The sequence below is a fragment of the Trueperaceae bacterium genome, from assembly GCA_036381595.1.
Taxonomy (GTDB): domain Bacteria; phylum Deinococcota; class Deinococci; order Deinococcales; family Trueperaceae; genus DASVCN01.
The window spans coordinates 66,810-89,545 of record DASVCN010000020.1 but is presented as its reverse complement, the minus strand read 5'-3'; the positions used below and the strand labels follow the sequence as shown (position 1 = coordinate 89,545).

The following is a 22,736-nucleotide window of genomic DNA, read 5'->3' as shown; positions in this document are numbered from 1 at the left end:
GGCTCGATTCACTGGGAGGTTCGTCCGATGCCATACAGGTCCATCGCCAACGGCGACGCAAGGGAAAGCGTCGTCAGCTCGCTTCCGAGAAGGCGAGCGCCTGGCCCCCGCCTGCTCGTTGCTCCGCTGCTGGCTCTGCTCCTGGCCGCCTGCAGCGGGGGTGAGCAGGCCGTCAACAGCCCCCCGCCCGGGAGCGACCCGGCGCCAGGGCCGTCAGCCGAACTCACGGGTGAGGGCCCCAGCGGCGTGGTCGCCGGTCATGCCCTCCAGGGCGTGCTCTGGAACGACAGCGACGGCGACGGCGTCTTCGGTCTGGGCGACTCGGTCCTCTCGAACGCCCAGATCATGGTCGAACTCGAAGATGGCGAGACGGTGACCGTGGTGACCGACGGCGTCGGGCAGTACCGAGTCGACGGGTTGGCGCCCGGAACGTCGTTCAAGCTGCGCCATCGCCTGCCGCCCACGTTCACCACCCTGTCGACCGAGCGCGGCAGCGGACCGTCGGCGGCCAGTGAACAGATCGTGAAGCACTACGTATGGCAGTAAGGGCCTTCCGTCTCCTCACGCTACTCGGGCTGGCCATCCTCATCGCCGCCTGTAGCTCCCGGCAGACCTCGAACCTGCGCCTGCCCTACGTCACGCTGGACGAGGTAATCGCAACGAGCGCCACCTCCCTGAAGCTCACCTTCGACGGTGCGCTCGGCCCGGCCGCGCTCGATCCCGGCCACTTCGCACTCTCCAGCCCCTCAGCCGGCCCTCTCGAAGTCCTGGGCGCCTACCTCGCCGAGGGGGGCAGTATCGTCTACCTCTCCACCGCTCCCCAGGCTCCCGACGCCAGGTACCAGCTCGAGCTGGTCGATCTGCGCGACTCCGATGGCCAACTGGTGAGGGTTCGCGCCGAGCCGCAGGGTCAGTCGTTCGTAGGAACGACCGTCACCGCCCCGGTGCTGGAGAGCGCCGCTCCGCTGAGCAGCACAGAGGTGCTGCTGATATTCACGAACCCGGACGGTTACCGGCCGGTCGAACTCCCCGAATCGGTCGACCCTGCGCGGGTGCGGTTCGATCCCGCCCTGGACGTCGTGAGTGTCGAGATGATCGCCCCCAACTATCTGATCATCACCACCGAGCCGCAGGAGGTGCGCGACTACCAGGCGGAAGCCGGAGGCGTATTCGACATGGTCGGACGCCTGGTCGACCCGCAGAGGTCGGTCGCCCGGTTCACTGGCCTCTCTGCCCTCGACGAGACGCCTCCGGTCGTCGTCAGTGCCAAGCCGCTCACCGATCAGACGGTGCGCGTCGACTTCAGCGAGCCGGTCGACGAAGCCGCCGCCGAGATCGACAACTACCGGATCCGCGGCGCCGACGGGGACGTGCTCATTCTCCACGACGTCACCCTCAACAGGCCGTTCAACACTTCGGTCCTGCTGACGACCCGCCAACAGCTGGCCGGTGAGCCTTACACCCTCCAGGTCAGCGGCGTCGGCGATAGGGACGGCAACGCTATGACCGAGGCCGGCGGCCGCTTCGAGTTCACCGGAGTGGGTCGGGTTACCGAGGATCCTCCCCGCGTGGTAGCTGCCGGCGCCACCGGCAACACGACGGTGCTGGTCACCTTCAACAAGCCGGTAGCGCGGTTCGGGGCCGAGACCCCGGCGAACTACCGGATCACGGCGCTCGACAGCGGAGGCTCCCTGAGCGTCGACCTCGCCCAGCTCGTCACCGGCACCACCGTGCAGTTGACCACCGGGCGCCAGTCGGCGATCCGCTACCAGGTCGAGGTAGTGAACGTACGCGACGAGGAGGGCACGCCGCTCGAGGCGCCCAGCATCCTTCGCCCCTACCCGAACCGCGCCCAGTTCACGGGCATCGCGCCCAGCGGCGGAGACCTGGTAGACAGCGACGAGGACGGCCTCAGCGACGCCGAAGAGGAACGCGGCTGGAGCGTGAACATCCTGTTGCCCAGGGGGATCGTCGAAACCCGCACGGTGACCAGCGACCCCTACGAGGGCGACAGCGATCTCGACGGCATCGGCGACGCCACGGAGAAGGCGTACCGGATCGATCCTCGTGACGGGGACAGCGAGGACGACGGCCTCAGCGACTTCGAGGAGCTGAACTTCATCTACAGCGACCCCACGATCCAGGACAGCGACGACGATGGGCTCATCGACGGACTCGAGGTAGATTTCTTCCGCACCTCGCCAGTAACCGCTGACACCGATGGCGACCAGTTCAGTGACGGTGAAGAGGTCGTGCTGCCCAGCCGCAGTCCGGTGCTCGCCGACCTCCCAAGGGTGAGTATCGAAGTGGGAGACGTCCACCTCACCCTCGACGAGCGGTATAGCTACACCGACACCGAAGGGAACAGTCAGACGGTCGAGACCTCGAGCAGCACCACCCTCGAGCAGGGAACGCAGCGGACGTATGGCACCAGCGATACCTCCACCCTGGGCAGCTCCCTCACTTTCGGCCAGTCGCTCACCGTGAGCGGAACCTACGAGTTCCCTGGCGGCTCGGTTGGGGCAGAGGCGACCACGAACTCCGAACAGTCCTCCTCGGACGAGTACACCAGCACCGTCTCTGAGGAGTCGGCGGTCAGCTCCAATGAGACCTACAACGAGTCGGTAGCGCGAGGCTCCACCTTCGAGACCAGCAGCTCGGTGGTCCGCGAAGTCGAAGGCGCCGCCATGCAGCTGGCCCTCAACCTCGGCAGCGTCTCGGACGTGCCCTTCTCGGTCACCAACCTCGAGATCACCGCCATGTGGCAAGATCCGATAGAACCGACCCGGCTCGTGCCGGTCGCCAGCCTGGTGCCCGAGGTCCAGCTAGACACCGGCGAAGCGCCCCAGTACAACCTGGGACCGTTCGTGCCCGACATCGGCCCGCTGGTCTTCGCCAACCGCTCGGTGTTCCCGAAGACGCTCGAAGAACTGATGCGCTCGCCCCGCGGCCTGGTGTTCAAGGTCGCCAACTACGACATCGAGGACGAGGAGGGCCGGAACTTCGCCTTCAGCTCCCTCGACACTTACGACCGGACCGCCGGCATCACGATCGACTACGGCGACGGCTCCGTCGGTCGCTACCGGATCGCGGCGAACGTGACCAGACTCGCCCCCTTCGCCGACACCAACGGCAACGGCGAGATAGACCTCTGGTGCGGCTTGCCGGAAGGGGACAGTTGCGACAACGACGGCGATGGCGCCGTCACCGACCGCGACCGGATCACCTTCGACGAACGGGGCCGGGTGGTTGGCCGCACCATGGAGGATGCCCTCGCTCTCCTGGAGGTCGACTACGAGGTGCAGGACGTCGCCTACGACGACGGGGACAACGAGGTGCTGGTGCGCATCGGTGACGTGGAGAACGCTCCCGAATCACACCAGGCCTGGGTGCTGTTCGTCGATGACGGACCGGGAAGCAGCGGTATAGGTGCGATCGTGAACGGCAGCGACTTCGATGACCTCGTGCTCCGCGCCGGCACCAGCTACCAGCTCGCCTTCCTGCAGGACCAGGACGAAGACAAGCTCTTCGCCCGCGAGGAGTACCTCCACGGTTCCCGCGACGACGCCCTCAACAGCGACAACGCGATCGACGACGACAGCTTCGAGTGCAGCCAGGACGGCTACGCGTTCGACTACTTCCAGTTGGCCGAGAACGCCGGCGCCACGCTCCCCCTCGAACGGCCCCGTTACACCTGCGACACCCTGAGCGACTTCGCTGAGGTGCGTGAAGGCTGGCTGGTCGCGGTCCGCGGCGAGACCGCCTACCGTGCCTACCCCTCGCCCCGCCTCACCGACTCGGACGGCGACGGCCTCGTCGACCACATCGAAAGGGAGCTCGGCACCGACCCGATGAAGCGCGACTCGGACGCCGATGCCTTCAGTGACTTCGACGAGATCTACGGCTTCTCGATGCGCTTCCGGGGCGACTTCACCTTCAGCGACGTCACCCTCAAGTTCTGCCCGGCGATGATCGCGGGCGAGAGCTGCGCGGCCGGCGAAGTCGAGCTGTTCGTCACCGATCCGCTCGATCCCGACACCGACGGGGACGGCATCCTCGACGGCTACGAGCCCGCCGTCGGGGCCAACCCACAGTTCGCCGACGCCGCGGACTTCGTCGATACCGACCGGGACGGTCTGAGCGATTCGCTCGAGGACGAGTTCGGCTCCTCAAAGTACGAACCCGATACCGACGGGGATGGCCTGCCCGACCTGCTCGAGCAGTTGATCGGCTCGGATCCACGCTCAGCACAAGGAGACGGTGACGGCCTCAGTGACTATCAGGAGGTCGACATCAACACCGTGGACAACCTGCCCGGCGTCGACTTCAACCTCGATTCGTTCCTCACCCGCTGCGGCAGCGTGACCTACGGCGCTACCGCCTGCAGCTACTCGGCCCCCACCGCCCCAGGCTTGCCGTACGGAACTCACCCGGCCAGGGATGATACCGACGACGATGGCCTGGACGACGATGTAGAGCTGGAGACGAGCTGGACGGTTACGCCGTACGGCCAGAGCGGGTACAGCGTCTCGCCCGATCCCGCCAACGCTGACCTCGACAGCGATGGGCTCGACGACGCCGAAGAGATGCTAGCGGGAACCGATCCCGACAACGCCAACACCGATGGGGACGGCAGCCTCGACGGTGCCGACTCCTTCCCGCTGCGGGGCAACGTCGGAGTGACCTTCCAGTACACGTCCATCACGGTGGATGGCGACTGCGACGACGGCAGCGGCGGCACCACCGACTGGCAGGGCGTGTTGAGGCTGCACTACCCGGACGGTACCGTCAGCACGGTTTGGAACCTCGAACGGCCCGACGATGGCGGCGACGGCATCATCGACAACGTCGACGAGGGAGCTACTGTCAACCTGACGGGCCTGAGACCCCGCTCCTTCACCCTCCTCGATGGTCAATCGTTCACCGCCTCCAGCAGCGTCATCGAGGATTGGGACGGTGGAAGCGGCAACGAGAACCTCGGCTCCTTCAGTCAGACGTTCAACTACGGTTCGTCGATCGGGGGATCGTACTCGAAGTCGCTCAACGGTGGCGACATGTGCGGTCTCACCATCAACTGGTCCATCGTCCTTAACTGAGCTTCTCTCGACTCGGATCTCCCTGGGAGGCGGCTTCGGCCGCCTCCCACCGCTGTGATGGGCCCGGAGCGCGCCGCGGAGCGTACTCGCCTCCACCGCTGCGGTAGGCCCGGAGCGCCTCCGCAGAGCGTACTCGCCTCCCACCCCTGCGGTAGGCCCGGAGCGCCGCCGCCCACGGTGTTCGTGGCCGCGCCCTCCGGGTTGCGGTCCAGGCTGCGAGTACCGGTTGCACACCTGAGCCCCGTCATCCGGCCGCCGACCGTCGAGTTCCGGCAGATCGCCTGACCTGTGATGCAGGCCGTTCGCTTCCGGCTGGTTACACTGCCCCTCTGTTCCCGCTCCTCGGCGGGAACCTAAGCCCCTGGCCAGATCCCTTCCGGCGGTTCACCTTGAGCGCACTCGACAAGTTGCAGAACGGAGTCCGGCAGACCTACTTCGGCTGGTGGATCGTGGCCGGCGGGATCGGCTTGCAGATCCTGGGCGCCGGCCTGGTGATGCAGGCGTACGGAACCTACGTCGCGGTCTGGAAAGAGGAGTTCGGCTGGACGGCGACCGTCTTCGCCCTCGCTTTCGCCTTGCAGCGGGGCTTCATGGCCTTGCTGAGCCCGGTACAGGGCCGCCTGTTGCAACGCTTCGGACCACGGCTGGTCATCCGCGCCGGCCTGGTGGTGCTCGCCATCGGTTTCGTCATGCTCAGTCGTTTCGAAACCCAGGCCGGCTTCTACCTGGCTTTCCTGGTGATGGCACTCGGGGTCGCCCTCAGCGGTTTCCTGTCGCTCACCGTGACGGTGGTCAACTGGTTCGAACGTCGCCGTTCCTCGGCACTGGCGCTGATGCAGATCGGCATAAGCGTGGGTGGACTGCTGGTGCCGATCGTCGCCTGGCTGCTCACCGACTTCGGCTGGCGCTTCACCGCGCTGCTCTCGGCCGGGCTGGTACTGGCGCTCGGGCTGCCGCTCAGCGCCGTCATGCGGGGCAGTCCCGAAGAACTCGGCGTGCCGATGGAGGGAGTCGGCGCGCCCGCCGCACGCGAGGGAGCGGATCGCGGGGACCGCGACTCGATCATCTCCCGGGACTTCCGCACCCGGGAAGCCCTGCGCACGCGCGCTTTCTGGCTGATCACCGCCGGCCACGCCACGGCCGTAACGCTGGTTGCGGCCGTGACCGTGCACATAGTCATCCACCTGAACGAGGGTCTCGGTTACTCGATACAGACAGCTGCCACCATCATCGCGCTCATGACCGGCGTGACGATGCTGGGTCAACTTCTGGGCGGATTCCTGGGGGACCGGTTCTCCAAGCGGGTCGTAGCCGCACTCGCGATGCTCGGGCACGCCGTCGCTCTCCTGTCGGTGGCGTTCGCGTCGAACCTGGCGATGGTGCTGTTCTTCGCGGTCCTGCATGGCCTGTGCTGGGGCGTACGGGGCCCGATCATGCAGGCTCTCCGCGCGGACTACTTCGGGCGGGCCTCGTTCGCCACGATCATGGGGATCAGCTTCTCGTTCGTGATGATCGGCCAGATGCTGGGCCCCTTGCTCGCGGGAATACTAGCCGACGCCACCGGCGGCTACCGTTTGGCCTTCATGCTGCTCGCGCTGCTGGTGGGCTCGAGCTCGCTCTTCTTCGTCTTCGCTGTGCCGCCCAGGAAGCCGGAGAGGCCGAGGGACTGACGGCCTACGGCCGTATGGTCAACTGCTACTGGGCTCTCAACTCCAGATATGCTTCGGCGCTCCGAGGGTCGTGCGCGAACTGCTACTGAGCCCCGAGCCCCAGGTACGCCTCGGCCACCCGAGGGTCGTCAGCCAGCTGCCGCGCCGGCCCCTTGGCGACCACCTCGCCGGTCTCGAGCAGGTAGGCGTAGTCGGCCAGCCGCAAGGCCGCTCGGGCGTTCTGCTCGATGAGCAGGACGGTGCGACCCTCGTCACGCAGGCGGGCGATCACCCGGAAGATCTCGGCCACGATCAGGGGCGCCAGCCCCAGGCTCGGCTCGTCGAGCAGGAGCAGCGCGGGCCGGCCCATCATCGCCCGGCCCAGAGCCAGCATCTGCTGTTCGCCGCCCGAGAGGGTGCCGGCGAGCTGCGAACTCCGCTCACGCAGCCGGGGGAAGACCTCGAAGACTCGCTCCAGGTCCTCCGCCACCTGCCTGTCGCCGCGACGCACCCGCTGGAAGGCGCCAAGCATCAGGTTGTCGCGCACGTTGAGCGCGGCGAACAGCTCGCGCCGCTCGGGAACGAGCGTCACGCCGCGGCTCACGAGCTCCTCCGGGCCCAGGCGGGTGATCACCTCGCCGCGGTAGAACACGCGCCCGGCGCTCTTGGGCACTACCCCGACGAGCGAGTTGACCAGACTCGACTTGCCGGCGCCGTTCGCCCCGATGACGGTGACCAGCTCCCCTTCACGGACCTCCAGGTGGACGCCCTCGAGGGCGTGGACACCGCCGTAACGAACGCTCAGCCCCTCGACGCGGAGGAGCTCGGCCCCGTCCCTCGCGCCGGCCGCCTCTCGCTCGGCCCCGTTCGCTGCAAGCCTCACGCCGCCTCCACCCCCAGGTACGCCTCGAGCACCCGCTCGTCGCGCCGCACCTTCTCGGGCGTGCCCTCGGCGAGCTTACGGCCCTCGTTCATCACCACGATCCGGTCGGCCAGCCCCATGACCACATCCATGTCGTGCTCCACGAGCAGGATGGTGGCGCCCTCGTCACGCAGCCTCCTGATCAGCGCCGACAGCTCCACCTTTTCGTGCCGGCGCAGGCCGGCGGCGGGCTCGTCGAGGAGCAGCAGCACCGGGTCGGCCATGAGCGCCCTGGCCACCTCCAGCAGTCTCTGCTTGCCTAGCGGCAGCGAGTCCGCCCGGTCGAACGCCTGCTCGGCCAGCCCTACCCGCTCGAGCTGACGGTACGCCTCGGCTTTCGTTCGCGCGTCCTCCCCGCGGTCGAGCGCCAGCATCCCCCGCAGCAGTCCCGACTCGGTACGGGTGTAGGCCCCAAGGGCAGCGTTCTCCAGCAGAGTCATGTCGCCGATCAGGTTGAGATGCTGGAAAGTGCGCGAGAGGCCCAGCCGCGCGATCCGGTGCGGCGGCTTCCCGGCGATATCGGTGCCGGCGAAGCTGATGCTCCCCTCGTCCGGCGCCAGCACCCCGGTGACGAGGTTGAAGGCGGTCGTCTTGCCGGCGCCGTTCGGTCCGATGAGGCCGAGGATCTCGCCCGGCAGCACCTCGAACGAGAGCCGGTCCACCGCGCGCAGCCCCCCGAAGGTACGGGAGATCTCCCGGATCTCCAGCAGAGGACCAGGGGCGCACAGCGGCGTCCGCTTTGGGAGCGGACGGGCATCGGGATCGAGCCTGGGCGGGGGCGCGGGAGGCAGCAGCCTGGCAAGCAGCGGCAAGAGTCCGCGGCGCGCCCGGTGGAGCACGACGATGAGGATCAAGCCGAATGCGATCGCCTCGAAGTTGCCGGTTCGGCCCAGGACTCGCGGCAGGAAGTCTTGCAGCGCCTCCTCGAGCAGGATGAAGAGCGCCGATCCGAAGACCGCTCCCCAGATCGAACCGATCCCTCCCAGCACGGCCATGATCAGGTAGTCGATGGAGGCCTCGAGGTCGGCGATGCCGGGGGCGAGGAACAGCTCGCGGAATGCGAAGAGTCCGCCGGAGAGGGCGGCGAAGGCGGCCGCGAGCAGGAACACGGTCATCTTGAGCCGTTGCACGTCCACTCCGAAGGAGGCGGCAGCGACCGCGCCGGTACGCAGGCTCTTGATCGCCCGTCCGACCCTCGAACCCATCAGGTTGAGGCAACCCCAGATGACCGCCAGGGCGGCCGCCCAGATCAGGTAGTAGTAGAGGTCGTAATCGAGGAGCGGGCCTCGGAAGAAGGGTAGGGGCGGGAACCTGTTGCCGGTGGCGCTGCCGAAGCCGGTGTTGCCGCCCGTCACCTCGATCCAGTTGCGCAGCACGCTTGTGATCACAAGACCCCAGGCGAGCGTCGCCAGGGCCAGGAAGTGGCCTCGCAGCCGCAGCGTCACCAGGCCGATGAGCCAGGCGATCAGGACCGAGACGAGGATGCCGGCGAGGATGCCCAGCCACGGGTTCAGGTCGAAGCGGCTGGCGAGGATGGCAGCGGCGTAGGCCCCGGTGCCAACGAAGGCCGCCTGTCCCAGCGAGGCGAGGCCGGCGTAACCGGTGAGCAGCACAAGGCCCACGACCACCATCGCATCGAGACCGATGAGCGAGAGCAGCCGAACCTCGTAGCTGCCTACCAGTAACGGTGCGACCAGCACGGCCAGAAGGAAGACTCCGGTGAGGAGCGCTCGCCAGGGAAGATGGCGACGACGGGGGAGAGCGGGGCGTTCGGACTGAGCTGTCAATCGACGTGCTCCTCGAAGTCCTGGTGCTGCAGGCTCCTTACCAGCAGCACCGGGATCACCAGCAGGAAGACCAGGGCGTCCTGATAGGCGCTGGAGATGTAGAAGGCCGAGAACTGCTCGGCGACACCGACGAAGAGGGCGCCGGCAACGGCCAGCAGAGGATTGGTGAGGCCGCCGATGATCGCCCCCACGAACCCCTTGAGCCCCAGTACGAAGCCGAAGTCGTAGACCATGTTCGTGATCGGGGTGATCAGCACGCCGGCCACGGCCGAGAGGAAGACCGACAGCGTGAAGGAGAGACTGCCCGCCTGCACCGCGCTTATGCCCGAGAGCCGGGCCCCCAGCCGGTTGACGGCGGCGGCCCGTAGCGCCTTGCCGTAGATGGTGCGGTCGAAGAAGAGATAGAGCAACGTCATCAGCAGCGCGCTCACGATCAGCAGCCAGATCGCCTGGTAGGTGAGGAAGACGGGCCCCACCGCGGCCCCGCCCTCGACTAGTGGCGGGCTGCGGTACGGCTGCGGTCCCCAGAAGTAGAGGCCCAGGCCGCGCAGCGCCAGGTGCAGGCCGATGGTGATTATCAGGAACACCAGCACCGAGGCGCGCGGCAGCGGCTGGACGATGAGCCGGTAGCAGATCGGCCCGAGCAGCGTGGTGAGCGCGACCGCCAGCAGCAGCTGCGGGAGATAGCCCAGCGACGACCGGGCAGCCAGGGAGACCAGCAGATAGACGATCCCGGCCGCCGCGACGGCCAGCGGCAACGCCAGCAACCCCCGTCGCCAGTGACGGCGGCGAAGCGCGGCGGCCGATTCGAGCGCGCCCCAGGCGAGGAGCCCGACCACGACTATGAAGAGCGTTCCCGGCACCTGGGCTGCCCGGAAGCTCACCACGCTCAGGCCCGCCAGCATCACGAACTCGCCCTGTGCGACGTTGATGACGCTGGTGACCGAGTAGAGCACCACGATGCCCAGCGCCAGGAAGGCGTAGATGGCGCCGTTGGTGAGGCCGTCGAAGAGGAGCGTGAGGAAGATGACCGGATCGAACAAGATAGCGCCTCTAGATACCCGAGTGGTCCGGCGGCGAGACGCGCCCGCCGCCGGACCACTCGGCTAGTCCGCCAGGGTGAACTCGCCGTCCTCCACTTCCACCATCACCAGCGCCCGTTCATCGAGGCCGAGGTGGTCCTGGGGGGTCCAGTCGAAGACGCCGCCCACGCCCACGAACTCGGGCATCTCCTCGAGTTCGTCGCGAAGCGCGGCGCGGGTCGCCTCGACATCCGCGAAGTCGACGTCCTCCTCGGCGAGGTTCTCGAACGCCAGCCGGAGGGCCTTGATCGCATCGTAGGCGTGGCCGCCGAAGGTGCTGGCGGTGCCCTCTCCGTAGCGCGATTCGTACGCTTCGATGTACTTCTGCGCCTCGGCCTTGATCGGGTTGTCGCCCGTGAGCTCGTCCACCACGATCATCGGTCCGATCGGGAAACGCACGCCGTTGGCGGCCTCCCCGGCCAGCTCCAGGAAACTGGGGTTGCCTACCCCGTGCGACACGTAGATCTGCCCCTGGTAGTTGCGGTCGCGCAGCGCCTGGACCACCATCGCGGTGTCGCGGACCACGCCCCACACCAGGACGGCATCTGGACGCCGAGAGGTAACGCGCAACGTCTGCGCGGTCACGTTGGTGTCGTTGCGGCCGTAGCGCTCCTCGGTGACCACCTCGATGCCGGTGCCGTCGACCGCTTCGCGCAACTCGACCAGTCCGCCCTCGCCGTAGGCGTCGTCGAGACCCATGAACGCCACCGTCTCGACCCCCCGCTCCTGCATGTCTTCGACGATCCCGCCGATCATCAGCCTGTCGGTCTGCGGCACCTTGAAGATCCAGTGACGCTCCTCGACCGGTTCGATGATCGCCGCCGCGGCGGCCATCGAGATGTTCGGTACTTCGGCCCTCTGTAGGGTGTCGATGATCGCCAGCGAGTTCGCCGAGATGGTGCAGCAGATGACAACGTGCACCTCGTCCTCGTTGATGAGCCGGTTGACGTTCGTAACCGCCCGTTGCGTGTCGGTGGCGTCGTCGAGGAAGACGATCTCGACCGGGTGGCCGGCGATTCCGCCGGACTCGTTGAGCTGCTCCTGGAGCATGCGGAAGGTGTTCGCCTCCGGTTCCCCGAGGGCCGAGGCCCCACCGGTAGCCGAGGCGACCGCTCCGATCCGGATGGTCTGGGCCTGGGCGAGGGATAAGACCAGGAGGATCCCGAGCACGACGAACGTGAACAGGCGGGGCGGAGTAGACGTTGCCAGCTTCATTTCTGCCTCCTCTTCTGCTGAGTGCCGCCCGGCTGATGCCGGCAGGGACGGCGCGAAGGTCGATCAGACGGCTACTATCGGCTTGGCGGGAAGCCTCGGTTCCTTCACCTCCGTTCCCTCGAAGTGGCTGCCCTCTTCGAACCAGGAACGAGGAGCCGGCGCTCCCCAGAGCGTCTGCCGCTGTGGATCGGAAAGCTTCCAGCCGATCGGCTCGAAGTCGGGATCGACGGTGAGGTAGTCGCAGGTGTACAGCTCGACACGGTGCCCGTCGGGATCGCGAAGGTAGAGGAAGAAGGCGTTGGAGATGCCGTGCCGCCCCGGCCCGCGCTCGAGCGCGTCGAGGTGGCCGGTCGTGGCCAGGACGTCGCAGGTGTTTATCACGTCGAGGACCGAGGGGACCCAGATCCCCACGTGATGGAGCCGGGGTCCGCGGCCGCTGGTGAGGGCCAGGTCGTGGACGTTCCCCTTGCGGTGCATCCAGACCGCCCAGAGGGCCGGGTCGGCGTCCTCCGTCTCGGTGTACTCGGTCGTGCGGAAGCCCAGCCGGGCGTACTGCTCGTACGCCTCCTGGACGTCGGCGACGAACAGGTTGAAGTGGTCGATGCGGGCCGGCTTGGCGCCACGATGTTCGCCGTAACGCTGCAGCTTGCGGGCTACCCGCTCGATGCCCGCGTGGAACTCGAGCGGCACGCCGAGCGGGTCGCGAACCGATAGCGACGGGCCCCGGTGCGGCCGCTCGAGCCGTTCGACGTCGCAACCCAGTTCGCTGAAGTACCCCTGGGCCTTCTCCAGGTCGGCTTCCGACGCCACCCTGAAGCCCAGTCGCAGCGCCAGCGGCTCTCGTGTTCGCCGCAACACCAGCGAGTGGTGGCTGGTCTCCTCGAGACCCCGCAGGTAGAGTGCGTCCCCTTCGCCGTCACTCTCGACGAAGCCGAGCCTCTCCACGTAGAAGTCGCGGCTGCGGTCGAGGTCGCTCACGCCCAGCTCCAGGAAGCTGCTGCGGACGATGTCGAAGGGAGGTTGCCGAGCCGGTACTAGCGGCATCTCGCTCCTCCGCCTGCGGCTATCGCGAACGGGAGCGTCGGCGCGGCTCCTAGCGGCATCTCGCTCCTCCGCCCCAGGTGATCGCGAACGGCATGGGCCTGTGGGCGACTAGCGGCATCTCGCTCCACCGTTACCGGGCTCCAGCTGTCTGACGGCTGCCGGCAGCATCTCAGTCCGCCGGCACCGCCGGCGTCACGGCCGGTTCGTCACTCGACTCGAGGAAGCGCCTGACGCGTTCCACGTACGGTTCCTTGTCGTAGCTCTCGTAGAGCGCGCACTGGGTCCTCACCGGGTCGCCGAAGAAGAACTTCTCGTACAGGTTCTGCCTCGAACCGAACGCCGAGAGGGTCATGTCCCAGGCGAGCCGGAACAGCCTGAGCCGCTCGTCGGCGTCGGCGTTGCGTGCCTGCAGGTATTTGGCGATGTTCTCGCCCATCGGCCCCTCGCGGTCGTTCTGGGTGGGGATCATCATCAGCCCGCTGGCCGACAGCAGCTGGATGATCTCCACCATCCGCGGGTAGAGCTGGGGGAAGAGGTTGCGGGCGGCGTTGAGCGGCTCCTTGGCGGGGGTCATCGTGCCGTAGCGGTCTGCCGTCGCCTGCTGCTCGGCCGCCAACCGCAACGCCTTCATCACCTCCAGGTCGATGATCAGCTCGGCGACCTTCTGCTGGACGTGCTGGAACTGCTCGCTGCCGATCATGTCGACGATCGCCTGGGCTACTCCCAGGAAAGCCTCGGTCTTGGCGATCTTGACGTTCACCACCTGGTGGGCCATGTGGTAGACGGCGCCGGTCTCGGCGTAGGCGCGGTTGGCCAGCCGCACGTCGTTCATCAGGAACACGCGGTCCCAGGGGACGAGCACGTCGTCGAAGATCACCAGCGCGTCCATCTCGTCGAAGCGAGAGCCCAGCGGATGGTCCTGGTGCGAGCGGCCGATGTCCAGAGGTTCGCGGCACTGGAACGACAGGCCCGGGGTGCTGGTGGGGACGGCGAAGGCGAGGGCGTAGCGCTTCAGCTCCTCCTGCTCCTTGAGCACGGTCGAGGGGAAGATCAGGATCTCGTCGGCGATCGGAAGAGTTGCCATCATCCGGGCTCCCCGCACTACGATCCCCTCGTCGGTCTCGCGCACCATGCCCAGGGCGATGAACGGGTCGGCCAGTTCGTCGGCTCGGGCCGATCTGTTCACCTGAGGGTTGGTGAGCGCGTGGGTGAGGCAGAGGTCGTTCTCCCTCACATGCTCGTAGTAGTCGCGGATGTTCTCTCCGAAGCGCGGATCGTTCTGGGCGAAGTAGTCGGCCGCTCGGGCCGCCGCCATCAGGTTGACGTTGATGTAGTCGGGGGCGCGCCCGATGAATCCGAGCGAGGAGTCGGCCCAAACCTTGTGCATCCGCGAGCGTCTCACCAGGTCGTCCCGGGTGAGCGTCTCGAGGAAGCTAAGCCCTACCCTGTCTCCGGTGGTGGGACTGGTGTAGGTCATGACCTCGACCAGTTCCGGCAGGTGCTGGAGGTCGTAGAGGTGGGCGATCGAGCGGGCGGCGTTGCGGGTGGCCGGGTGGGTGGTGGCGTCCTCGACCTTCTCGCCGTCGACATAGATGTGGGGCGGGTTTCGCTTCAACCCCTCCAGGTACTGCCTTCCGGTTCGTGCCGGCACTCTTCCTCCCCTCAGCCCAGCCTGGGGATGTGGTGCTCCCCGAGGGCGATGGCGATGTTCTTCGTCTCCATGTAGAAATCGAACGAGTAGTCGCCGCCGTCGCGGCCGATGCCGGAGGACTTCATGCCGCCGAACGGGGTGGGCAGGTGGCGGACGTTCTGCGAGTTGACCCACACCATCCCCGCGTCGAGTCTGTGCGCCAGACGGTGGGCGCGGCCCACGTCGCCCGTCCACAGGTAGGCGGCCAGGCCGTAGCGCACGCCGTTGGCGATCTCCAGGGCCTCCTCCTCGCCGTCGAAGGGGATGGCGGTGAGCACCGGTCCGAAGATCTCCTCCTGGGCGATGCGCATATCCGGGCTTGCGTCGCTGAAGAGCGTGGGTGGGAAGTAACAGCCGGAGAGTTCCCCGGTCAGCTCGCCCCCCTTGATGCTCGCGCCCTCCTCGCGTGCAAGTTGGAGGTAGCTGCGGACTTTCTCGAGGTGGAGCGGGTGGATGAGGGGACCCACCTGAGTGGCGGGGTCGAACGGATCGCCGACCCTGATGTTCGCGGCCCGGCTGGCGACGCGGTCCGTGAACTCGTCGAAGATGCTCCGCTCTACGAGCAGGCGACTAGAGGAGGTGCACCGTTCGCCGTTGAGGCTGTAGATCATGAAGACGGCGGCGTCGAGGGCCCGCTCCAGGTCGGCGTCGGAGAAGACGATGACCGGGTTCTTGCCGCCCAGCTCGAAGTGCACGCGCTTGAGGGTGGCCGCGCCCTGCGCCATGATCGCGCTGCCCGTCGCCGACTCGCCCACGAAGGCGATAGCGCGCACCAGCGGATGCTCGGTGAGCGCCTTGCCGGCTCTCTCCCCGAAGCCGTTCACCAGGTTGAGGACGCCGTCAGGAATCCCCGCCTCGCTGATGATCTCGGCGAGTCGCGCGGCCGTGAGCGGGCTCCACTCGGCAGGCTTGTGCACCACGGTGCAGCCGGCCGCCAGCGCCGGTGCGATCTTCCAGGTGGAGAGCATGAATGGCGTATTCCACGGGGTGATGACCCCCACCGGGCCGATGGGCTGGCGCATCGTGTAGTTGAGGTGCTGCTGAGCAGGCAGGCTGAGACCATCGCGGGCCGACTCGCAGCGATCGGCGAAGAAGCGGAAGTTCTGCGCGCCTCGCTCGGCCGCCTTGCTCATGAAACGGATCGTCTGGCCGGTGTCGAGCACCTCCAGCAGGGCGATCTCCCGGGCGTTCTCTTCGATGAGGTCGGCTACCCGGTGGAGGAGCCGCTTGCGCTCCCTGGCGGGCAGGTCGCGCCAGGCAGGGAACGCCTCGTGCGCGGCCCGGGCGGCGCGGTCGACCTCTTCGGGTCCGCCCGCATAGACGCTCGCGATGAGGCGGTCGTCGATCGGGCTGCGCGTCTCGAACGTCTCGCCGGAGGCCGACGCCGTCCACTCCCCGGAGATGAGGTGGCGGATCTCGGCGAAGCGCCCAGCGAAGCGGAGTGCGAGCTGGCGGTTCTCGGCCGCCTCGCTGGTGGTCCCGGCGACCGTCATCCCAACCCCTCCGATACCCTCATGCCCGCGCTCCCTCGGCGGCTCGATCCACTCCGACCTCGTCTTCCGGCTCGTCTTCTGGCTCGGCAACCACGCTGTTCTCCAGCGCGCCGATACCTTCGATCTCGCAGCGCACCGTGTCGCCGGGCCGCAGGTGGCTTATCCCCTTGGGCGTGCCGGTGAGCAGCACGTCGTCGGGCATCAGCGTCATGAACTCGGTAACGTACTCGATGATCTCGGGGATCTTGTAGAGCATGTCGCGGGTGTTGCCCCGCTGACGCTCCTCGCCGTTCACGAGCGTGCGGAGCTCGAGCTCCTGAGGATCGCCGATGTCGGCCGCGTCCACCCACCAGGGGCCCATCGGTCCGAAGGTGTCGAAGTTCTTCGGTTTGATGGGCGGCCGGAAGTGGTTGATCACGAAGTCGCGCACCACCAGGTCGTTGAAGATCGTGTACCCCTTGACGTACTCGTACGCCTCGGCGGCCTTCACGCGCCTCGCCGGCCGTCCGATTATCACCGCCAGCTCGTTCTCGTAGTGCATGAACTGCACGCCACTGGGTCGCACGATCTTGCCTCGGTGGCCCACCAGCGCGTTCCTCAGCTTCGGGAAGAGCGCAGGTTGCTCGGGTCGTTCCAGCTCGAGCTCGCTGGCGTGGTCGCCGTAGTTGAGCGCCAGAGCCAGCATCGTGCCCGGTTCGATAGGCGGCAGCCAGTTGACCTCCTCCTCCCGGTAGCGGCGCCCGGCGGCCGTGACCACCATCTCCTCCTCGACGACCACCTCCTCGAACCGGCCGTCGGCGATGACGCGCGCGTGCTTCACCTGCGGCCTCCGGCTGTGGCTGCCGGTTGGGCCAGGTGGAAGCTGGGCCTGGGCCGACCGCCCGTCACGCCTCTACCTCCTGGCGTTCGACGATGCCGTACTTCGCGAGCGTCGCGCGCAGCCTGGCCTCGTTCTCCGGCATCATCGGGCCCAGCGGCAGTCGCCAGCGCGCCTCGCACAGGCCCATCATCGAGAGTGCGGTCTTGAGCGGCACCGGGTTGATCTCGATGAAGAGCATGTCGTTGAGCTCGAGCATCCTGAAGTGCAGGTCGCGGGCCTCGTCCCACTTGCCGGCCGCAGCCAGGTCGTAGATGTCGGCTACCTCTCGCGGCGCCACGACGCCCGTAGCGCTGATGTGCCCGGAACCGCCCAGGGTGAGCATGGGATAGGTCATCGTCTCGGCGCCGCAGTAGACGCCGAAGTCGCGACCTGCGTGGACGAAGGTGTAGGAGACGTCGTCCAGGTTCTTGGTCGCATGCTTCACGCCCACGATGTTGGGGTGGGACTGCCTTAGCCTGCCTATGGTCGCCGGCTCGATGTTCACCGCGGTGCGACCGGGGATGTTGTAGAGGATCAGTGGGGTGTCTGGCACCTCGCGGGCGACGCGGCTGAAGTACTCGAAGAGGCTATTCTGGTTCGGCCTCACGTAGTAGGGGCTTATGACGAGCACCGCATCGGCGCCCGCCTCCACCGCATGCCGGGTCAGTTCCAGGGTCTCGTCGATGTTGGCGGTGCCTGTTCCGGCCACGACCGGGACACGTCCCGAGACCAGTTCGACCACCAGCTCGGTGACTCGCTTGCGTTCGGCCAGGCTGAGGGACGACGGCTCCCCGGTGGTGCCGGTGGTGCTGACTCCGTGCGACCCGTTCTCCAGCTGGAACGCTACGATGCGCTGCAGAGACTCTTCGTCGATACGGTTGTCCGGCCCGGTGAAGGGCGTGGGCAACGGAACGATGGAACCCTTTAGCGGCTTCATCTGACCCCCGATTCGTTCGAATGCACGGCAGAAGGCTGCGCTGCCGGATACAGAGCGGTTGTGCCGGAGTATAGGGCTCTCGATGGCACGGCTCAATTGTGGGCGCGCACTACTTCTGCCACGCGAGTTGTAACGATCGACTACGCCGAGCTATTCAGCGGTCCCGACTCCGCGCTCCAGCATCCGGTCGATACGCTCGGCCAGGTAGAGCTCGGCGACGTTGGCTGGCTTCCCGAGCGACTTGCCGGTCAGCTCCTCGATCCGCCGAAGGCGGTAGCGGAGGGTGTTCGGGTGCACGTGCAGCTCCTCCGCCAAGGAACCGATGTCGTCGGGTGAGCGCAGATAGGCGGCCAGGGTCCGCCACAGCTTGCCGTCCTTGTCGCCGGCCCGCAGCTCCCCCAACATCCGGTCGCGCAGCGCTCGCAGGTTGACCAGCGGTTGCTGCTGAAGCACCCAGTACACCGGATCCAGCTCGGAGAAGATGGCGGAGCCGCTGTCGCCGGTTACCGATTGCAAGGCGAGCAGGGCCTGGAAGTAGGCGCTGCCGGCGTCGCTGCCGAGTTGCCCGGGGATGCTCATGCCCAGGCGGACCGGCTGCTGTACTCCTGCCGAGAGGGCCCGCTCGAGCCGCTCGAGGTAGGGCGCGGTCTGGCTGGCTGGGAAGGCCCAGATGACGGTGTCGCCGCGGATGTCCGAGAGTGCCGCCACTGCGAGTGCGGCGAACATCTCGTCTCCGGCCTGGCGCATGGCATGAAGGGCGGCTCGTTGCCCGGCGCCGCTCCGCCGGGGGCCCGTGCCCCCCTGCTCGGCCACGGCCACGACCGCTTGCCGGTCGAGCTCTATCCCCAGCTCGCTCATCCTGGGTCCCAGGAACTCGGATTCGGCCTTGCCCGAGAGCCAGGCGGCCAGGAGCGTGGAGCGGCGCGCCTGCTCGCCGCGCAGCTCGGCCCGTCGTTCGGCCGCGACTACCTCCAGCAGCATCCTCGCCGTCTCGAGCAGGGGAAGCTGCTGGCGGCCCAGGTCCCGCGCCAGCAGCAGGGCGTAAGGCGTGCCCGCCCTCGCCACTCGTAGGACGAGCAGCGGCTGGCCACCGACCTCGTGCCGGCCCTCGACGAGCCCGCCCTCATCGAGGTCGAGTCGTGGCCAGCCCCGGCGTCCCGCGCGAGCCACCTCGCCACTCCAGGGAGTCCGCAACAGGAACGAGGCTCCGGTCAGGTGGTGGAGGCGCTCGATGATCTCGCGCTCCGGTTTGACGCTCTCCAACCCCTGCGCCAGATAACGCATCAGGGCGCCGGCGGCCGACAGGGAGTCGCCCTCCTCGCCCACCAGCAACCGCAGGGCCGTGCGCTCGACCCTGTCCAGGTTCACGCCTGCGGGGGCCGACAGGAAGGCGACTCTTTGCTCGCAGGCGAGTCGGAGCAGTTGTGCGGGCAGCTCGCGCTGGGTGGGTGTGAGGCCGAAGAGTATGGCGGCGGGAGCGTCACGAAGCGCCGTTCGCGGTTCGATGGAGGGGTCCTCGACGAGTCTCAGCTCTCCAGGTGCCAGCCAGGCTTGTTCTTCCAGCCGGTCCACATGGCGGACAGCTCGGAAGTCTGCTTGTGGATCTCCACAATGAAGCTCCAGTTCGAGTTCACCTTTCGCCAAGAGTGACGCTATCGTAGGCATTCGGTCTCCCTGTGGAGCGGGCTGACGTTGTGATGCAGGACAAGTGTAAGCGGCAAGCGTGTTGCCGTCCACCATTGATTCGTACAAGCGTTCGCCCTAACGTGTACCCACTAGCCAGTCCGACCAGCACCTGGAGGGGCGATGGTAGACGCACCAAGTTTCAGGAATACGCTCGGCCGCTTCGCCAGCGGCATCACGGTGGTGACGGCCGAACTGGACGGGCTCCCCTTCGGGCTCACGGTCAGCGCCTTCATGTCTGTCTCACTCGAGCCGCCCCTCATCGCGGTGTCGATCGACCGTTCCAGCAAGATGCACGAGAGTCTCGTGCGGGCGAACGAGTTCGCCGTGTCCATCCTCGCCGAGGATCAGTCGGCGCTCTCCGACCACTTCGCCGGACGCGGAGTGCGCGTCGCCCAGCCGTTCGAACGGTTCGCGGGCCTGCCTGTGGTTCGCGGCGCGATCGGGCACCTCGTCTGCTCGGCCCACGCCCGGCACGAGGCGGGTGACCATACGATCTTCCTCGGTCTGGTGGAGGCGGTTCGCCAGGATGAGGCGGGAGAGCCGCTCACCTACTTCAGGGGGAAGTACGGCGGGTTCGTCCGGCAGGCCGAGCTCTCGCTGGCTTCCGGCTGAGGGTCGACGAACGACAGCCCCGACGGTTCGGGAGCCACTGGCTTCGGAGTCGCCGGACCAAGTCCGCGGGCGGGCGCAGGCGTAGCATCGCCAGGGGGTGCGATCATGAGTTCGACGGTCGCGAAGGCGGGTCGCCGCCGGGTTCGGTGGCTTCCGTGGCTCACGGTGTTCGCCTTCATCGTCGTGCTGGCGATGAACTATCTCGCCGTCAGCTTGCCGCTGGCAGGCCGGACCACCGGCGAGGTGTCGAGCCGGTTCCCCGTTTCCGTCACGCCCGCCGACTACGCCTTCTCGATATGGAGCGTCATCTACCTGGGCCTCGCCGCCTTCACGCTCTACCAGGCGCTTCCCGCAGGGGCCGCCGGGCGGCTCGACCGGATCCGCCTCCTCTTCCTGCTCTCCTGCCTCTTCAACGTGGCCTGGCTGGTCGCCTGGCACAACCTGCTGGTGCCGCTCAGCCTGCTGCTGATGCTGTGCCTGCTGGCCACGCTGGTGATCCTCTACCGCGAAACGCGTGGCGTTCGCGGCGGAGCGACCTCTTTCTGGTGCCTCCGCCTGCCGTTCAGCATCTACCTGGGCTGGATAAGCGCCGCGACCCTGGTGAACGTGGCCGTGTTCCTCTACGACCTGGGTCCGCTTCGGTCCCGGCCACTCGACCTGGCGTGAACCGGATTCTCTCTCGCCCTGCTGTGCGCGGTCGTGTGGTGGGTACTCGGGCGCGAGCGCGACCATGCCTACGCGCTCGTCGCACTCTGGGCGGTCGTCGCCATCCTCGTCGCCAACCTGGGGACGCCGCTCCTCGCCGTCCTGGCGGCTGCGGCTGCGCTGATCGTGGGAGTGGCGCTGCTCGCGCCGGGGCGGCCGAGAGGCCCAGGGGAGAGCGCCTGAACGCGGCCCACCGAGCGCTGGTCATCGAGCGCGTGTCACAGAGCGCGACTCACTGAGTGCTGGCCACGAGCGCGGCTCACCGAGTGCTGATCACGACCGTGACTCACCGAGCGCGGGTCATCGAGTGCTGCTCATCCAGCCCGGCCCACCGAGCGGTGAGTTACTATCGCTCAGAGAGAAATAAAGAGTGAACCAGAACCTGGACAAGACCGGTGGTCCGGTCGTGGGAGGCAACGGCCTACTCCGGAACCTCAATCACCGCGCCGTCTACGAGGAGCTGGCGAGGGGTGGGCCGAGTTCGCGCTCGGACCTCGCCCGCAAGCTCGAACTTTCGCCCGCGTCGGTCGGCAGGGTCGCCGAGACGCTCATCAGAGCGGGCCTCGTCGAGCAGGGCGAGCGAGTAGCCGCCGCCATCGGCCGCCCGCAGACGCTCCTGAGGGTGAACTCGGCCGCAGGGCTCGTCGCCGGGGCGAGCATCCGTTCGAGGCGGATCCGCCTTCACCTGGCCGACCTCGACGGGCAGGTCGTCGCCCGCGCCGCCCGCGACCGGCGAGACGACTCGGCCAGCGGGCTGGCGGATCAGTTGCGGGAGATGATCGTTAGCGCCCGCGACGAACACGCTCCCGGCGTGAAGTTGGCCTCGCTGGTCGTCGGCATCTCCGGTGTCTGGTCCGAGGTCGAGAGGCGGGCGTACGCGCCGCCGCACCTCGCCATCCTCGACGGCGAGGACGTCAAGGCGCTCTTCGAGGACGCTCTGACGGGCGAACTCGAGAAGGGAGCGCTCGAGGTAGACAACGACGTGAACCTGGCGGCGCTGGGCGAGTGGGAGCATGGCGCCGCTCGCGGGGTCGACGACTTCTTCTACCTGAGCCTGGGCTCGGGCGTGGGCGGCAGCGCGCTGGTGGGCGGTACCCTCCATAGGGGGACGCTGGGCTGGGCCGGCGAGGTCGGTTATCTGCCCGTTTTCGCTGACGGGGAGGTCGTAGCGCTGGAGCGGGTGATCGGCAGGCGGGCGCTGGAGGAGTATGCGGCCAAAGCGGGCGTGCGGCCCCCCGAGGGCGAGGTGTTCGCCTATCTCGCCAGGCGGCCGGCCGCAGACGCCCATGTCGGTCGGCTCGTGAGCGACGTCCTGGGCCAAGCTCTGGTGGCCGTTGTGGTCACGCTGAACCCGCGGATGATCGTCCTGGGCGGCGGCGTGGGCCGTTACTCCTCTTCCTGGCTCCAGCGGATCCGCGAGAAGCTCGAAGAATCGGTACCCGTGGCGCCCCGGGTTGTGAGCACGGAACTGGGCAGAGAGGCCTCGCTCCTCGGCGCGGTCGGACTCGGTCGGACGATCGCCCGCGATTCGCTGCTGCGTCGGGCGCTGGTCACCTGAGCGCCGCCCGACTCGGTTCATGAAGCCACTCCAGGGGCCCCGCCAGGACGGCAAGAAGCCCTGATTGACTCGTGCTGGAGGCGATTCTCATGATTGACACATGGCCCGAGCCGGTGATATTTTTTTCAGGGCAATACAAATTCGTGTCCCACCTGGGCGGACCGAGACGCAACAGAGGACAGCGCGTCACGGCAAGGAGTAACGAGTGAACGACCGCAACCGGATCCCCTTACATCCGTTGCATGATCGCTCGGCTCGCAGTTGTCGCGACGCTGTTCGGCCGCCCAGCGCCGCTGGCGCTCGGGGCGCGCGAGGGTGAAAGGAGGCAGGAACCGCGAGGTGACGATCGCCGTGTCGTTGGTGGACTCTCTGCCGGGGTCGGTCGACCCCGCTGGGAAGTG

17 protein-coding genes are annotated in these 22,736 nt (G+C 67.5%); 7 read left to right on the top strand and 10 right to left on the bottom strand.

The window, feature by feature from the left end; all coding sequences use genetic code 11:
- The first annotated feature begins 27 nt into the window (after positions 1-27).
- The 3 genes from VF168_05525 (at position 28) to VF168_05515 (ending at position 6,766) form a co-directional block, all read left to right on the top strand.
- Positions 28-546, top strand: a complete 519-nt coding sequence (locus tag VF168_05525) for an SdrD B-like domain-containing protein (GenBank protein ID HEX7003624.1) — start codon at positions 28-30, stop codon at positions 544-546.
- Positions 537-5,096: a hypothetical protein gene (locus VF168_05520; GenBank protein HEX7003623.1), complete on the top strand. Its 4,560-nt coding sequence runs from the start codon at positions 537-539 to the stop codon at positions 5,094-5,096. The genes VF168_05525 and VF168_05520 overlap by 10 nt, the downstream gene beginning before the upstream one ends.
- Positions 5,097-5,485: 389 nt before the next feature.
- On the top strand, positions 5,486-6,766 hold the full coding sequence (locus VF168_05515) for an MFS transporter (protein ID HEX7003622.1): 1,281 nt from the start codon (positions 5,486-5,488) through the stop codon (positions 6,764-6,766).
- Positions 6,767-6,848: 82 nt separating this feature from the next.
- On the opposite strand, the gene VF168_05510 is transcribed toward VF168_05515, so the two are convergent.
- The 10 genes from VF168_05510 to VF168_05465 form a co-directional block, all read right to left on the bottom strand.
- The gene (locus VF168_05510) at positions 6,849-7,628 is read right to left on the bottom strand and encodes an ABC transporter ATP-binding protein (protein ID HEX7003621.1); all 780 of its coding nucleotides are present in this window, start codon (positions 7,626-7,628) and stop codon (positions 6,849-6,851) included.
- Positions 7,625-9,454 (bottom strand): branched-chain amino acid ABC transporter ATP-binding protein/permease, encoded by a 1,830-nt coding sequence (locus VF168_05505; protein ID HEX7003620.1) that lies wholly within the window; start codon positions 9,452-9,454, stop codon positions 7,625-7,627. Before VF168_05505 ends, VF168_05510 begins: the two co-directional genes overlap by 4 nt.
- Positions 9,451-10,497 (bottom strand): branched-chain amino acid ABC transporter permease, encoded by a 1,047-nt coding sequence (locus VF168_05500; protein ID HEX7003619.1) that lies wholly within the window; start codon positions 10,495-10,497, stop codon positions 9,451-9,453. The genes VF168_05505 and VF168_05500 overlap by 4 nt, the downstream gene beginning before the upstream one ends.
- Before the next feature lie 63 nt (positions 10,498-10,560).
- Complete coding sequence (locus VF168_05495) at positions 10,561-11,751, bottom strand: ABC transporter substrate-binding protein (GenBank protein ID HEX7003618.1); 1,191 nt, start codon at positions 11,749-11,751, stop codon at positions 10,561-10,563.
- 63 nt (positions 11,752-11,814) lie between these two features.
- Positions 11,815-12,795, bottom strand: a complete 981-nt coding sequence (gene hpaD, locus VF168_05490; protein HEX7003617.1) for a 3,4-dihydroxyphenylacetate 2,3-dioxygenase — start codon at positions 12,793-12,795, stop codon at positions 11,815-11,817.
- A 169-nt stretch (positions 12,796-12,964) separates the two neighbouring features.
- Complete coding sequence (hpaB, locus tag VF168_05485) at positions 12,965-14,446, bottom strand: 4-hydroxyphenylacetate 3-monooxygenase, oxygenase component (GenBank protein ID HEX7003616.1); 1,482 nt, start codon at positions 14,444-14,446, stop codon at positions 12,965-12,967.
- Positions 14,447-14,457: 11 nt separating this feature from the next.
- Positions 14,458-15,978, bottom strand: a complete 1,521-nt coding sequence (hpaE, locus tag VF168_05480) for a 5-carboxymethyl-2-hydroxymuconate semialdehyde dehydrogenase (GenBank protein HEX7003615.1) — start codon at positions 15,976-15,978, stop codon at positions 14,458-14,460.
- 19 nt (positions 15,979-15,997) lie between these two features.
- Positions 15,998-16,798, bottom strand: a complete 801-nt coding sequence (locus tag VF168_05475) for a fumarylacetoacetate hydrolase family protein (GenBank protein ID HEX7003614.1) — start codon at positions 16,796-16,798, stop codon at positions 15,998-16,000.
- 64 nt (positions 16,799-16,862) lie between these two features.
- Positions 16,863-17,774, bottom strand: a complete 912-nt coding sequence (hpaI, locus tag VF168_05470; GenBank protein ID HEX7003613.1) for a 2,4-dihydroxyhept-2-ene-1,7-dioic acid aldolase — start codon at positions 17,772-17,774, stop codon at positions 16,863-16,865.
- A gap of 150 nt (positions 17,775-17,924) precedes the next feature.
- Positions 17,925-19,439, bottom strand: coding sequence for a helix-turn-helix domain-containing protein (locus tag VF168_05465; protein ID HEX7003612.1), 1,515 nt, complete (start codon positions 19,437-19,439; stop codon positions 17,925-17,927).
- Positions 19,440-19,580: 141 nt separating this feature from the next.
- Here VF168_05465 and VF168_05460 point away from each other — a divergent pair, with 141 nt between their 5' ends.
- From VF168_05460 to VF168_05445, 4 genes are all read left to right on the top strand, one after another.
- Positions 19,581-20,072, top strand: a complete 492-nt coding sequence (locus tag VF168_05460; GenBank protein ID HEX7003611.1) for a flavin reductase family protein — start codon at positions 19,581-19,583, stop codon at positions 20,070-20,072.
- A 105-nt stretch (positions 20,073-20,177) separates the two neighbouring features.
- The gene (locus tag VF168_05455; protein ID HEX7003610.1) at positions 20,178-20,738 is read left to right on the top strand and encodes a hypothetical protein; all 561 of its coding nucleotides are present in this window, start codon (positions 20,178-20,180) and stop codon (positions 20,736-20,738) included.
- Positions 20,739-20,771: 33 nt separating this feature from the next.
- A complete protein-coding gene (locus tag VF168_05450; protein ID HEX7003609.1) occupies positions 20,772-20,960 on the top strand; it encodes a hypothetical protein in 189 nt (62 codons plus the stop codon).
- Positions 20,961-21,147: 187 nt separating this feature from the next.
- Complete coding sequence (locus VF168_05445) at positions 21,148-22,335, top strand: ROK family protein (protein HEX7003608.1); 1,188 nt, start codon at positions 21,148-21,150, stop codon at positions 22,333-22,335.
- Positions 22,336-22,736: the final 401 nt, after the last annotated feature.

Coding starts and splice junctions, on each gene's coding strand:
- VF168_05525 (HEX7003624.1), top strand. CDS start 28: ATGCCATACAGGTCCATCGCCAACGGCGACGCAAGGGAAAGCGTCGTC.
- VF168_05520 (HEX7003623.1), top strand. CDS start 537: ATGGCAGTAAGGGCCTTCCGTCTCCTCACGCTACTCGGGCTGGCCATC.
- VF168_05495 (HEX7003618.1), bottom strand. CDS start 11,751: ATGAAGCTGGCAACGTCTACTCCGCCCCGCCTGTTCACGTTCGTCGTG.
- hpaD (HEX7003617.1), bottom strand. CDS start 12,795: ATGCCGCTAGTACCGGCTCGGCAACCTCCCTTCGACATCGTCCGCAGC.
- hpaE (HEX7003615.1), bottom strand. CDS start 15,978: ATGACGGTCGCCGGGACCACCAGCGAGGCGGCCGAGAACCGCCAGCTC.
- hpaI (HEX7003613.1), bottom strand. CDS start 17,774: ATGAAGCCGCTAAAGGGTTCCATCGTTCCGTTGCCCACGCCCTTCACC.
- VF168_05465 (HEX7003612.1), bottom strand. CDS start 19,439: ATGCCTACGATAGCGTCACTCTTGGCGAAAGGTGAACTCGAACTGGAG.
- VF168_05460 (HEX7003611.1), top strand. CDS start 19,581: ATGGTAGACGCACCAAGTTTCAGGAATACGCTCGGCCGCTTCGCCAGC.
- VF168_05455 (HEX7003610.1), top strand. CDS start 20,178: ATGAGTTCGACGGTCGCGAAGGCGGGTCGCCGCCGGGTTCGGTGGCTT.